The sequence below is a fragment of the Nodosilinea sp. AN01ver1 genome (genome assembly GCF_050565655.1).
In the GTDB taxonomy this organism is placed as follows: Bacteria; Cyanobacteriota; Cyanobacteriia; order Phormidesmidales; family Phormidesmidaceae; genus Nodosilinea.
The window spans coordinates 26,893-39,293 of record NZ_JBNXVS010000035.1; the positions used below are offsets into that span (position 1 = coordinate 26,893).

General features: G+C 60.0%; 12 protein-coding genes and 1 pseudogene. 5 read left to right on the forward strand and 8 right to left on the reverse strand.

The genetic code is table 11. The annotated features are described in order from the left end of the window. The first annotated feature begins 89 nt into the window (after positions 1–89). The 3 genes and pseudogenes from nrtS (at position 90) to ACQ4N7_RS21750 (ending at position 1,126) form a co-directional block, all read left to right on the forward strand. On the forward strand, positions 90–332 hold the full coding sequence (gene nrtS, locus ACQ4N7_RS21740; protein ID WP_430713585.1) for a nitrate/nitrite transporter NrtS: 243 nt from the start codon (positions 90–92) through the stop codon (positions 330–332). Between the two features lie 19 nt (positions 333–351). Then, positions 352–525: pseudogene (locus ACQ4N7_RS21745) on the forward strand (GNAT family N-acetyltransferase); the annotation flags it as partial. 145 nt (positions 526–670) lie between these two features. Further along, positions 671–1,126 (forward strand): hypothetical protein, encoded by a 456-nt coding sequence (locus ACQ4N7_RS21750; protein WP_430713586.1) that lies wholly within the window; start codon positions 671–673, stop codon positions 1,124–1,126. A 78-nt stretch (positions 1,127–1,204) separates the two neighbouring features. On the opposite strand, the gene gloA is transcribed toward ACQ4N7_RS21750, so the two are convergent. The 4 genes from gloA to ACQ4N7_RS21770 all read right to left on the reverse strand — a co-directional run bounded on the left by gloA (position 1,205) and on the right by ACQ4N7_RS21770 (position 5,436). Beyond that, positions 1,205–1,636: a lactoylglutathione lyase gene (gene gloA, locus ACQ4N7_RS21755; protein WP_430713587.1), complete on the reverse strand. Its 432-nt coding sequence runs from the start codon at positions 1,634–1,636 to the stop codon at positions 1,205–1,207. Positions 1,637–1,806: 170 nt separating this feature from the next. Then, positions 1,807–2,721: an SPFH domain-containing protein gene (locus tag ACQ4N7_RS21760; protein WP_430713588.1), complete on the reverse strand. Its 915-nt coding sequence runs from the start codon at positions 2,719–2,721 to the stop codon at positions 1,807–1,809. A gap of 342 nt (positions 2,722–3,063) precedes the next feature. Next, complete coding sequence (gene pheT, locus ACQ4N7_RS21765) at positions 3,064–4,707, reverse strand: phenylalanine--tRNA ligase subunit beta (protein ID WP_430713589.1); 1,644 nt, start codon at positions 4,705–4,707, stop codon at positions 3,064–3,066. A gap of 201 nt (positions 4,708–4,908) precedes the next feature. Beyond that, on the reverse strand, positions 4,909–5,436 hold the full coding sequence (locus ACQ4N7_RS21770; protein WP_430713590.1) for a Dps family protein: 528 nt from the start codon (positions 5,434–5,436) through the stop codon (positions 4,909–4,911). 209 nt (positions 5,437–5,645) lie between these two features. Between ACQ4N7_RS21770 and ACQ4N7_RS21775 the strand changes: the two genes are divergently transcribed. Next, entirely contained in the window at positions 5,646–5,903 is a 258-nt protein-coding gene (locus tag ACQ4N7_RS21775) for a hypothetical protein (protein WP_430713591.1), read from the forward strand. Between the two features lie 70 nt (positions 5,904–5,973). Here ACQ4N7_RS21775 and ACQ4N7_RS21780 read toward each other — a convergent pair whose 3' ends face one another. The 4 genes from ACQ4N7_RS21780 to ACQ4N7_RS21795 form a co-directional block, all read right to left on the reverse strand. Further along, a complete protein-coding gene (locus tag ACQ4N7_RS21780; protein WP_430713592.1) occupies positions 5,974–8,091 on the reverse strand; it encodes a TIGR00300 family protein in 2,118 nt (705 codons plus the stop codon). Positions 8,092–8,322: 231 nt separating this feature from the next. Further along, a complete protein-coding gene (locus ACQ4N7_RS21785) occupies positions 8,323–8,700 on the reverse strand; it encodes a hypothetical protein (RefSeq protein WP_430713593.1) in 378 nt (125 codons plus the stop codon). A gap of 366 nt (positions 8,701–9,066) precedes the next feature. Further along, positions 9,067–10,191 (reverse strand): peptidoglycan-binding protein, encoded by a 1,125-nt coding sequence (locus tag ACQ4N7_RS21790; protein ID WP_430713594.1) that lies wholly within the window; start codon positions 10,189–10,191, stop codon positions 9,067–9,069. 169 nt (positions 10,192–10,360) lie between these two features. Further along, a complete protein-coding gene (locus ACQ4N7_RS21795) occupies positions 10,361–10,597 on the reverse strand; it encodes an NfeD family protein (protein ID WP_430713595.1) in 237 nt (78 codons plus the stop codon). A 440-nt stretch (positions 10,598–11,037) separates the two neighbouring features. Between ACQ4N7_RS21795 and ACQ4N7_RS21800 the strand changes: the two genes are divergently transcribed. Continuing rightward, positions 11,038–12,393 (forward strand): nicotinate phosphoribosyltransferase, encoded by a 1,356-nt coding sequence (locus ACQ4N7_RS21800; RefSeq protein ID WP_430713596.1) that lies wholly within the window; start codon positions 11,038–11,040, stop codon positions 12,391–12,393. The last annotated feature ends 8 nt before the right edge of the window (positions 12,394–12,401 follow it).

A 12,401-nucleotide genomic window follows, 5' to 3' on the forward strand; every position in this document is an offset into this window, starting at 1 on the left:
CGGCACGGACCGGCAGATGGGGTGCAATGTTACACAACCTTAACGAGACAGTGCTGTAAACTCCGTTATTGCAGGTTTAGGAACAGCGCATGGAAGCAGTCAACGGCTACCTCAGAGCACTGGTAACGCCGCATTTGGCCAGTCGCGCTGTACGGGTGGCCCTGGTAATTGGCACGCTGCTTTTTGCCATCAACCACGGCGCGGCGCTGCGATCGCGCACCATGACCCAGGCGCGATGGATCTCAGCCGGGCTAACCTACCTGGTGCCCTACGCCGTCAGCATTCACGGACAGTTTATGGGCCGAGGCGGCAGCAAGGGGCTAGAACAGTAGCTAGGCCAGGGAGTTTCGCGGTCAAAGCGTTGGTTCGGCACTGCTCGATCGCGCGATCGCCCATGTCCAAGGTCTACAGGGCCTGCGGCAGCTCGTGCTCAGCGTCACGGCGGGCAACGTTGCAGCTAGCGCTCTCTACCAGTCGCGCGGGTTTGAGCTATTCGGTTTAGAGCGAGATTCCCTAGGTATCTGATATCCGTGAACCTCACACAACCTTTACTCAGAATCGCTGCATTTCCCCAACTTTTAGCAGGATTTTGCCTCCTCACCCCTGAAAATTAGTGAAATGCACGAGCGGGCCAACCTGCGAGCTGGCCCCTAACCTGAGAGGAGTGATGATGAATCTGAAATTTGCCCTGTTATCGGTTGTAGCGGTGGGTGCAATGGTCCCCGCAGCAGCCCAGGCCCAGCAGGTTCCCCCCTATTACGTGGGGGCTGGCATTCGAGCCGGGTTTAACGACAACACCTCGTTTGTAATTGATTCTAAAGCTCAAATTGTGGAGCTAGGGGACAGAACAACCCTGTCGGTGCGTCCGTCGCTGGTTTTTGACAACAGCACCGAACTGCGGCTGCCCATTTCGGTAGACTACGCCCTCGATCAAGGGCTTTACCCCTACGCCGGAGCCGGGGTGGCCTACAATGCCGACGGTCGCTCTACCGTTGACCCCATGATCACCGCCGGACTCGACTGGGGCATTACCCGCCGTGTGGTAATTGACGTCAACGGCAGCGTGCTGTTTAAGCCCGGCAACACCGACGCTGAAATTACGGCCACCGTCAACTACGCGTTTTAGGGCACAGGGTACAGGGTTTTAGGTGCAAGGTTTTAGGCCGTACCTGTACCCTAAACTCCGTACCTGGCACCTTTCCCCTTAGCTTGCAGCCATCTGAGGTTCTGCCGCCTGGCGGTGTCCCTCAGAGGTGCCCATCTGAATGAGTTCGACCTTGTAGCCATCGGGGTCTTGCACAAAGGCGATTACGGTCGAGCCGTGCTTCATCGGGCCGGGCTCGCGCACCACCTGGCCGCCCTGGGCTTTGATGCGATCGCAGGTGCCGTAGATATCGTCTACACCCAGCGCAATGTGGCCATAGGCATTGCCCAAATCGTAGGACTCCGTGCCCCAGTTGTAGGTCAGCTCCAGCACCGTGTGGTCAGCTTCATCGCCGTAGCCGACAAAGGCCAGGGTAAACTCGCCGCCGGGGTAGTCTTTTTTGCGCAGCAGCTGCATACCCAGCACGTCGCAGTAAAAGGCGAGGGAGCGATCGAGGTCGCCGACCCGCAGCATGGTGTGGAGTAGTCGCATGGTGAGTTTACCCTTGTAATTCATCTTTATTATTATGGCTACGACACCGCCAGGGGTGAAGGCTAGTGCTGCTGCGCGGCGTTCAAAATGCAAAGTGCAGCATGAAAAGGCCTGAGTATGTCAGCGTTTTCAACATTCTAAAACGGTGTGCTTAGCACTGCTTGACTGTACTAATCTTCGGCGGGCTGGCGTAGATTACCCAACGCCTGAGACAGCTCCAGCGGAAACAAAATTACCGTGTTAGACGGACTTGCCCCCAGCCCGTCGATGCTTTGCAGGGTGCGCAGTTCTAGGGCGATGGGGTTGGCCGCCATGATCTGGGCGGCGGCGGCAAGGCTCTGGGCCGCGAGGCGATCGCCATCTGCCTTGGTAATTGTGGCCCGCTTTTCCCGCTCCGCCGAGGCCTGGCGCGACATCATCCGCTTCAGGTCTTCGGGCAGCTCAATATCCTGCAGGCGAATGGAGTCGATGTGCATGCCCCAAGCCTGCACCTGGGCTTCGACAATGGTGCCAATCTGGGTTTGAATTTGCTCGCGCTCCGACAGCAGCTCATCCAGCGACAGGCCGCCCACCACGTCCCGCAGCGCCGCCTGGGCATACTGCGACACCGCAAAGCGAAAGTCCTGAATCGACGTCACCGCCTTCTGGGCATCGCTGACCTGAAAAAACAGGGCGCTGTCAATTTCGGCGGGCACGTTGTCCTGGGTAATCACCTTCTGGCGCGGAATATTGATAACCAGGGTGCGGGTGTCGATAAACTGCACCGACTCCAGCACCGGCACTACATACAGTAGCCCCGGCCCCCGCACATCCTGAATTTTGCCCAGCTGCAAAATCACCCCCCGCTCCCATTCGGCAGCCACCCGCACGCCACCAACCACCACGCCCCAGACCACCGCCACAACAACGCCAGCCGTTAGCCCAGCGGGGCGCTGACGGGGAGCCAGCCCCAAAAAGAGCAGGGCAAACAAGACCACCATCGGCACAAAAAACAGCACCTGCCGCACGCCGCGCCCCAGGGAAACATGGCCTTCAGCGGGTTTAGCATAGACTCGGTTAGGCTGCTCAGGAGAAGATGCAATCATGGCTGGGTCTGCCAGGGTAGATGCCGACTAAACTAGCTAAACCAAAACCCATTGGCGGGTTGCGTCACGGTTTTGTGTGCAACCGTAATATTTGATCACGACGCTTGCCCAGCGCTGGTATTCGGCAGGAATGACAGATGTAGGGTGCATTAGCGGCCTGTAAACCGTCGCAACGCCTTCCAAACGCTGCTCTTACCGCAATGCACCGCTTTCGGCATCGAGCGTTTCGCTGGAGGCAAACGGTGCGTTCCGGCTCGTGAGTGCTTTGCACTATCGCGGGGTTGGCCGGAGGCCGGGAACACACCCTACGGCATTAAGCCTACTTGCGCCAAGCAACGCCGTTTAATCTACCCGCGCACTCGAGAGCTTGATCAAACTTGCGGTACAGTTCAGTTCTCCCGTGCAGACCGGCTCTGGAAACGAAAAGTGCTCCAGCACCTGGGGATGAATTTCGCCAAATTCTCCCACCGGCTGCCCGTCGGCGAGCACCGTAGCGGCGCGGCCAGCAATGTAGTAGGGCGCGTTGCACTCCGCCAGGTCGTAGCTGACGCCCAGCGCCTTGAGCATGGTCTGCATGTAGGCTTTGGCCGTGGTAAACGAGGCGCGGGCATCGAGGCTGGCAAAACCCCAGCACTGGCTTTCGTGAATATCGCCGCCTGTTGCAAACCGCAGCACTTCTCCAGTTTCGTAGATGTTAATGGGTTTGGGGGCGCTGATATTGCGGGCCAAAACATCGAGCAGCCCCGCCTGTAGGGTGGGGCGAGTGGCGCTGTAGGTACGGCTTTTGGCGTTGCCGGTCTGCAAGTACGGGGTCGCAAACAGATCGAGACTGTCGGGGTCGGTGAGCACGTAGCTCTTAACTTCGGTCAGCTTCATGCGCTGGGCCAAATCGCCCACCTTAAACATGACCTGGCGCAGTGGGTCGGCCTCCCCCAGATGAAACTTGACCGCCAGCGGTTCGGCCTGCAGGGTGGCAATACCCAGGGCCACCAGCAAATCGCCCGCGATATCGACCTGGCTAAAAATGTCGGTGCGGTAGGTGGGCACATGCACCACATCGGTACCGCTGACGTCTAAATCCATGCGAGACAGCACGTTCCCCAGGCTGCTTTTGGGAATGGCGGTACCCATAATTTCGTTCAGGTACTTGGCTGAAAACGGTACTGCGCGACGGGCAAGGCTGGGGGAAACGAAGGTGCCCTGGGGGGTGACAATCTCGACCGTTTGTACCTCAGCCCCAGTATCTAAGAAGTTGTGGGCCAGAATATTGGCGGTCTCCAGCACCGTTTGCGGCAGAATGCCCGTGACATCGATGAATAGGTTGCGGGTGCTGGCCGTTACCTCGCCCACCCCGGCCCCGTTGACAATCGGCGGCATGGAGAGCACGGTGCCAGCGGCATCGCGCAGGACGGGGGCGTGGTGGTTTGCCTTGAGCGTGTGGGCGTAGAGTTTGCCCGCCGGGTGGGTATGCAAAATTTGCCGGGCGGTCATGGGCTGGGGGCTGTGCAGGGGCACAAAGGTCAGCTCGTCGAGCGATTCGGCACCGTAGGTCACGTCACCGCTGATCTGGTCGAGGTCGTAGACACCGATCGCAATCTTTTTGCGCTGACGACCAAAGGTTTGGGTCACCTTTTCCTGAAACTGCACCAGCACCTCCAGCCCGCCATCCTGCAGGTCGGCCCCGCGCACCACCAGGGCGGCAATGTGGGGGCGCAGGGGCAGCACCTCGGACTGCACAGTAACCTTACGTCCCGAGGGGGCAAGCTGATCGGGCACGGTGCGGGCCAGGCCGTTGTAGATGTTAATGGCGCGGGTAAACCCTTCTGCTGCCAGTAGATCGGGCCGCTCGGCGGTCACCTCGACCTCCAGGGTTTGCTCACCCAGGGTGGCGTTGAGGCCGTAGTCAAAGGCCTGCTGTTCGAGCTGCTGGGGGTCGGTGGCGGTGAGGCGCTGCAGGTAGGCGAGGGGGAAGGTGACGGTGGGCATAGGGTTGGGGGTGAGCTGACCATTCCCTAGGTTATCGGTTCTTGCGGACGGAAGGGCACAACAAAAATACCCTGCCCGGCGGCCTTCTCAATTTGAGGGGCTGCAAAGCAGGGTAAATTGCAAAGCTAGGTCACGGATGAAGCTGACTTTTTCTGCATAGGGTCAGCATGACAAACGGATGCTGTGACGAAAGTAATGCTACTACTTTTTAGAAACCAGCTCTTTGTCGCGCTGGCCGCTGCCTTCAAGCGCTTCACCTTCGATGAAGGAGCGCAACATCCAGGCCATTTCTTCGTGCTCTTCCATCAGGCCGGTCAAGAAGTCTGAAGTACCCTCATCGTGGAATTCTTCAGAGGTTTGATCGACAAATTCGCGCAGGTTACGAATAATTTGCTCGTGGTCAATAACCAGGCGCTTGACCATTTCGTTGGCGTTGGGCAGATCGCCGGGGTGCTCTTTGATAGTGGCATTCTTAAGGAAGCTGTCGGCGGTGCCCAAGGGGTAGCCATTCAGCGCTCGAACGCGCTCAGCGACGGCGTCGATGTTGGTGGTCAGGGCTTCGTACTGCTCTTCCCACAGCTCGTGTAGAGTGCGAAACTGAGGGCCAACCACATCCCAGTGGTACTTTTTCGTCTTGATCAACAGCAGGTAGGCATCGGCCAAAACTTTGTTGAGGAGTTCAACAACGCCCTGGCGCTGCTGCTCAGATAGACCAATGTTAATGCTCATAAATTTGGTTCTCTTTTGTATTGTGACTGCGTTCTAGTTGATCTAACCGCAGTAACTCGAGAATCTCATCTACCCTCTGTGGGAAACCGCGCTACAACAGTCTCTTCCCTCTGGTTGTTTTCAGGCTGTAAGTCTCCCGTGGGTTAGATGTTTAGGGGGGCTGTTAGTAATAGTTTGGAGAGCAGACGTGATCGAAAGTGACTCTGCATATGGCTAGTTCATCTCCGCTGACCGGCGTGATTTTGGTAGATTGTGCGCGAGCCAATGCCAGCGAGGGGCTGGCGATCGCAGCCGAGCGGTGTGGCTATGGCAACGACACGGCAAAATTTCAGACGGCGCTGAAGTCGGCCTGTAGCGAGATGAATGTAGAGATCGAGGGCCTTTCTGACCTAGAGGACGACGAGCCCGCTGCGGTGCGGGCCGAACGGGGCATGGAAGTGGCACCCGACACGCCCAGCGATCTATAAGCAAAAACCAGAACCCCAAGTGATCCTGATGGCCGCCTATCGATTGATAGGCGGCCATCAGGACTGTAGCCTAGGCCTTGGACACAATGTGCCGCTGGGTGAGGCGATCGAGCTGCTTCACCAGCAGGCTGAGGAAGAGGCCCACATCGGTGACCACCCCGGTTGACTCTAGCGAGCCGCGATCGGCCAGCTTGGTGACCACAGCGGGGTTGATGTCAACGCAGACCATTTTCACCCCCGCCGGGGTCATGTTGCCGACGCCGATCGCGTGCAGCATGGTCGAGAGCATCAAGATCAGGTCGCAGCCTTCGATCAGGCGGGCGTAGTCGGCCTGGGCTTCGATCAGGTTCATCTTGGTGTCGGGTAGGGGGCCATCATCGCGAATGGAGCCGGCCAGGGAGAAGGGCACGTTGTTCTTAACGCATTCGTAGAGCACGCCGCGCGTCAGTACGCCCTGTTCGACGGCGTTGGCAATGCTGCCGCAGCGGCGAATGCTGTTAATCGCCCGCAGGTGGTGGCGGTGGCCGCCGCGCACCGAGGTGCCCTGCTTCATATCGACGCCGAGGGAGGTGCCGAGCATGGCCTGCTCGATGTCGTGGACGGCGATCGCATTGCCCCCCAGCAGCGCCTGCACGTAGCCCTCGCGAATCAGTCGACCCAGGTGATCGCCGCCGCCGGTATGAATCACCACCGGGCCAGCGACCACGGCCACTTTACCGCCCTGGTCGCGCAGACGGCGCAGATCCCACGCCACCTGCTCCACAATCAGCTCCACCCGGCGCTCGCTCGAAACGCCGGAGCCCATAAAGCTAAATTCTTCGGCGGTGGCGGTGGCGGCGGCACGACTGCGGTCTTTGGTACTGCGCACGCTGCGAATGCCGTCGTAGCCGACGATCACCTGGTCGCCCACGGCCAGGTCGCGCAGCAGCTTGCAGATGGCGACTGGCTCGGTTTGTGAGACCACAATCACGCCATCCATGCGCTGGCCCTGCACCCGCACCCACTGGCCCCGCACCCGCACCTCGGTGGGGTAGATGGTCGAGCTGTAGAAGTCGTCGGGGGCGACGCCCGCCTGGGTAATGGTGACCAGCCGGGCATCCTGCTGGTCTTCGGGCAGCGCCACCGCGCCCAGGTCGATCAGCTGGGCCATGATCTCGTCCATCACCTCGCGATCGGGGGCTGAAACCCGAATTTCGGCGGAGGAGGTGCTCTGGCGCTGCTCGCCCAGATCAAAGTTCAGCACCTGGAAGCTGCCGCCCCCTTCCATAATCAGATCTAGAGCCCGGCTGACCAGGCCCGAGTCGAGCAGGTGGCCGGTCATGGTGACGGTGCGCGCTAGCAGACCGCCTTCGCGAGCCGGTTCGGGATGCAGCGGCTCAGTCACGCGCAGGGTGAGACACTTGGCCGCGCCCCCAGCCTTAAGGAACTCGGTCAGCGGCGTCTCAACTACCTCAAAGCCCGCCTCGGCCAGCCGCGCTTTTAGCTCATCGCTGGCCTGGTTCATGATCACAATGCGATCGATATTGACCGCGTTGCAGGCGAAGTTGATCGCGTCGGGCTCGTCGATGGCGATCCGCTTTTCGGGCGGCACCCGCATCTCGATCAGACGGTTGGAGTAGGCGTCGAAGGCGGGGGGATAGTAGAGCAGGTAGCCGCCGGTCAGCGGGCAAAAGCAGGTGTCGAGGTGGTAAAAGCGCTCATCCATCAGGTGCAGCGATAGCACCTCAATGTTGAGCCACTGGGCTACCAGCCCGTGGGAGTCAAGCTCGGTGCGAAAGCCGTAGCCCGCCCACAGCCAGCGTCCCTCGCGATCGAGCAGGGCGTCGCCAGCCCCCTCAAAGGGCAGCTCGGGGGGCAGGGTAAACACCTGGTGCCCCTGAGCCTCAAACCATTCCTTAAAGAAGGGCTCTTCGCCCTGGCGCTCGGGGTGCAAAAAGCGGCTCAGCACCACCTGGTTGCCCAAGATCAGGCCAGCGTTGGCGGTGAACACCATATCGGGCCAGCCCTGCTGGGGCTTGACCAGGTCGACATCGGCGCGATCGGCAATGATCTGGTAGAGGCTTTGCCACTGCTCCTGGGCCGTTTCGAGTGACGAGCGGTGAATATTGCCCTCCATCCAGGGGTTGATCACATAGTCCACCTCGTAGTGGTGGGGGGCGCACATGAGAAAGCGAATGGCGGAGGTCATAGGAAGAATGCTGATGCTAGGGGACTGAATCGAGCAGGCGGGCTAAGGCAGCGCTGGCTATTTACCCTGGGGCACTCAACAAGTAGCGCCACAGTAAATAGCGCTTAAACAAACAGCGTTGAGGGCCAACACACTATTTTAGGCCCTCAACGCTGTGAGTTGATTCAGTTGTCAGGAGTTCTGGAGATTAAGCGGCGATTGACCTCTGGCCATCCCTAAGGCGCGCTACGGCTACTCTTCAGCAGGCAATTCGGTAAAGAAGTGGGCCTCGGTGAGGCGATTGTTGGTCAGAATGGCGCTAGTTAAACTGCCGTGGCGCAGGCGACGGGCGGTCACCAGCTGAGCGTCATCCGATGCCGCCGAGGGATCAAAAAAATCACCGTCAAGGGACGCCGCCCGAGCCGATACTCTAACCGGCACTAGGGCAGATTGGGTAACCAAGTCTGCGGCTTCAGCCTGGTTTCCTGACGAGTCGAACCCCACCGCTAGCATAAAAACCGCCAGGCCAATTAGCAGAGCCAGGCGAATATCGATGACCTGAATGACCTGGACGGCAACGTCTTGCACAGCAGACCAAAACGCTGGGGATGACTCGGTATCGTTACGCAAGGCTAGAACTCCTCATAGCACTACTGACCCAGTTCAGAAGATTCGCCAGGTCAGCCAACTGCCTATCTGCCAAATCTCTGAGAATTCCACCGAGGCGCTTGTGGCAGCTAGAACAGTATCTATAGGCGCAGCTCAATGGTTTTGCTTAGATATGTTATACACATAACGTCACAAAGTCACAAGTTGTTACGTTGGACCTGAGCGCCTCAGACATCTCAGGAAAAACGCCCAAACGGTTGTGAGGTCAGGAGTTGCGGCTTTCCCTAAAAATACTCTATGAACTTTTTTTGATCATAGATTTTCCTCAATAACTGAGCCGCCAAGACTATCCCCAGCGCTGTCCGGTGAGATAGCAAGCAGCCTCTGTTAACCGCTGGAGAGAGGTTCTAGCCACAGCGAGAAGATCCAGGTGCCGTCGCTGAGTTCGCTCCAGTTGCCCGAGGTGCGCCCCGTAACATTAACGATTGAGCCGTTGGGTACGCTTCTGGCGACGCCAAACTCGGTACCGGGACCGTTGAACACTGAGGTTGAGTCGCCGTCGGTAACGACACGTCTCTGGCCGCTGCTAGCGGGTGGGTCGGTAGGATCGGGGCTGGGATTAGGGCTGGGATTGGGTGAAGGCAGCGGTGTCGGAGTCGTTGCCCGGTAGAGGGCTTGCCAGGTGGCCCCATCGACGATGCCGGTTACGGGCAGACCGTTGACCCGCTGAAACTCGCGCACGGCGGCCTGAGTCGTTTCATCGTAGATGCCGTTGGCAATGAAGTTGGGCGGCAAAAAGCCGGTCTGGCGCAGCAGCCGCTGGAGTTCTATAACGTCGGCTGTGGGGCTGGGGTTGTCGGGTTGAGGGGTGGTCGGGGCCGGGTCATTGCGAATGGGGCCACTGTAACGAAGGTGAGTGCTATCGACCCAGTTGCCGCTGGTTAGCTGCGCCCAGCCCACATTAAATCGCCCCGTCAGCGGAATGCGGCTGCCGTTGGTAAACTGCCCTACCACCGGGTACTCACGGCCGGGGCCGGAGCGAATGTTGAGGGCAAAGTTTTGCGGTGTGACTACCGTGGCCAGATTGCGATCGCCGGGCGCGGGCGGGGGCACTGTTCCTACGGGGGAGGCGCTGACTAAGTTACCCGCTACCCAGGTGGCATCGACCAGCTGTACCCAGCCGTTGCGGCGCACCCCCGACACCTGCAGGGCGCTGCCTCGAAGCGCTTTGCGGTAGACGCCGTTGTTGGTGCCAGGCCCCCAGCGCACGTTGAGGGCATACCCCTCGGGTGTCGCCACGTAGATAGTGCTGCCCCAGCTATGGCTGTTGGCCAGCGCCGGAGTCGCCATTAGAGCACTGCTCAGCGCGATCGCCCCCGCGGTCATAGTCACAGCGCGCGGCAGCCGCAACCCTTCACCCGACTGAGAAGCCGCTGGCTGGATTGGGCTAGGGGTGCTGTGTGGGCCAGTTTCCCAAACTAGCCACAGCAGGTTTTGAGCCAGGCTATCCATAGGTCAACGGGGATGGCAGAAAGAATTTGGCAAAACCACCTCAATCATATCGGTTTTTGCCGAATACTCGCGGATTATTGCCAAAAGACGGCGTGCTAGCCGCACTGGAAACCAAACCTGCCGCTAGAGCGGCAGTGGGTTGGGCGATCGCCTCGCCTCACGCGCTGAGCTAAGCCGCTGCCACAGGCGGCACAATCAGCAGCGTCAGCCCGTAGCGGCCCACCACCGTGACCCAGCTCGACGGGGCTAGGGCAGTACCGGCGGCATCGATAACGCCTTCGTAGATGCGAGCCGGCCAGTAGGTGCCCTGGTAATAAACCCGGCCCTCAAGCTGAGCGGTGATGGGGCAATCTACCCGGGCGGTTTTGGGGGTGTCAAAGAGTTCCAGGGTGTGGGTCAGATTCATCGCTATCCTCCCGAGGTTTTGAATAAAGGGTTGAGTGCTTACTCGTAAGTGATGGTTGGGTACTGCCTGTGACAGTCCAGGTGGCGTAGCGGTGCTCCGGGGTCGGCGGTCCTGCCCAGCTCCTAGAACCAAGGCTGGGACTGGGGTTGCGCTCTGCGTCGCGAGCGGAAGCGCTAAACCAGGACTGCTCTAAACCAGTAATGAAGGACGATAGAGGGTACAGTGCTGGCCCAACGTCAGCCCTATGACAGATATTGAATCGTTCGGCGCGGCGGCTCAATTGGAGACGGCAGTCGCTACCATGCCCCCGCAGCGTTTATCAGTAGAAACTACCAAAATCTGAGCGGGTTTTTAGCTGTGCAAAGCTGATAAGGTCAAATGAATTCGTGGCGATCTCTAGTTATTTATGGTATAAATAACTAAAACTAGTCGTACCTGTTATGACCTATCCCGCGCTCCTAGCCGCTCCTGAAGACTACGGTTTGCTGACCGATCTGTACCAGCTCACGATGGCCAGCTGCTACGCGGGGGAGGGCATGGCCGATCGCCCGGCCAGTTTTGAGCTGTTTACTCGCCGCCAGCCCAGCGGTTACGGCTACCTGATTGCCGTGGGGCTGGCTCAGGCGATCGACTACCTGACCCATCTGCGGTTTTCAGAGCCGCAGCTAGAGGCCCTGCGGCAAACGGGGCTGTTTGACCATGCCCCAGCGGAATTTTGGCAGCGGCTCAGCCAGGGCGGCTTTAGCGGTGACCTGTGGGCGGTACCCGAAGGGACGGCGGTCTTTGCCAACCAGCCGCTGCTGCGGGTAGAGGCTCCCCTGTGGCAGGCCCAGCTGGCCGAAACTTACCTACTCAACACCCTCAACTATCAGACCCTGGTAGCTACCCGCGCCGCTCGGCTGCGGGATGTGGCTGGGCCAGCGACCAAACTGCTGGAGTTTGGCACCCGCCGTGCCTTCAGCCCTCAGGGGGCGCTCTGGGGCGCACGGGCGGCCCTGGCGGCAGGGCTAGATGAAACCTCTAATGTGCTGGCGGCGCTGGAGCTGGGGCGGCAGCCAGCGGGCACCATGGCCCATGCCCTGGTGATGGTTTTTGCCGCTCTGGAGGGTCACGAAGACGACGCCTTCAGGGCTTTTCAGCGCTACTTTCCGGGGTCTGCCCTGCTGATCGATACCTACGATACGGTGGCGGCGGCAGAGCGGCTGGCGGCTCAGGTTCCCCCCGTAGCGGCGGTGCGGCTCGATTCAGGCGACCTGGTGGAGCTGTCGAAAGCGGTGCGATCGCATCTGCCTCAGGCTAAAATCTTTGCCAGCGGCGACCTGGACGAGTACGAAATTGCGCGGCTGCAGCGGGCGGGGGCCGCGATCGACGGCTACGGTTTGGGCACCAAGCTGGTCACCGGCGACCCGGTCAACGGCGTGTATAAGCTGGTCGAGATCGACGGTATAGCGGTGATGAAAGAATCGAGCCACAAGGCCACCCTGCCCGGACGCAAGCAAATTTTTCGGCGCTACGACGGCGGGCAGGCGGTCGGCGATCGCCTTGGCCTGATCGACGAGGCAGCCGCCCCCGGCGAACAGCCCCTGCTACAGCTGGTGGTAAAGCAGGGCCAGCCCCTGCAGGGGTTAGAATCGCTGGATGCGATCGCCGCCCGCACCGCAGCCTCGGTGGCCAGCCTGCCCCCGTCTGTGCGGCAGCTAGAGCATCCGGCCCCCTACCCCGTGGCGCTGTCCGCTGCGCTGGAGGATCTGGCGGCGCGCACCCGTCGCCGTCCGGCACCGCTACCCCAGCGCTGAGATGGCTC

Coding starts and splice junctions, on each gene's coding strand:
- ACQ4N7_RS21775 (WP_430713591.1), top strand. CDS start 5,646: ATGGCTAGTTCATCTCCGCTGACCGGCGTGATTTTGGTAGATTGTGCG.
- ACQ4N7_RS21770 (WP_430713590.1), bottom strand. CDS start 5,436: ATGAGCATTAACATTGGTCTATCTGAGCAGCAGCGCCAGGGCGTTGTT.
- pheT (WP_430713589.1), bottom strand. CDS start 4,707: ATGCCCACCGTCACCTTCCCCCTCGCCTACCTGCAGCGCCTCACCGCC.
- ACQ4N7_RS21800 (WP_430713596.1), top strand. CDS start 11,038: ATGACCTATCCCGCGCTCCTAGCCGCTCCTGAAGACTACGGTTTGCTG.
- ACQ4N7_RS21790 (WP_430713594.1), bottom strand. CDS start 10,191: ATGGATAGCCTGGCTCAAAACCTGCTGTGGCTAGTTTGGGAAACTGGC.
- ACQ4N7_RS21760 (WP_430713588.1), bottom strand. CDS start 2,721: ATGATTGCATCTTCTCCTGAGCAGCCTAACCGAGTCTATGCTAAACCC.
- ACQ4N7_RS21795 (WP_430713595.1), bottom strand. CDS start 10,597: ATGAATCTGACCCACACCCTGGAACTCTTTGACACCCCCAAAACCGCC.
- nrtS (WP_430713585.1), top strand. CDS start 90: ATGGAAGCAGTCAACGGCTACCTCAGAGCACTGGTAACGCCGCATTTG.
- gloA (WP_430713587.1), bottom strand. CDS start 1,636: ATGCGACTACTCCACACCATGCTGCGGGTCGGCGACCTCGATCGCTCC.
- ACQ4N7_RS21750 (WP_430713586.1), top strand. CDS start 671: ATGAATCTGAAATTTGCCCTGTTATCGGTTGTAGCGGTGGGTGCAATG.
- ACQ4N7_RS21780 (WP_430713592.1), bottom strand. CDS start 8,091: ATGACCTCCGCCATTCGCTTTCTCATGTGCGCCCCCCACCACTACGAG.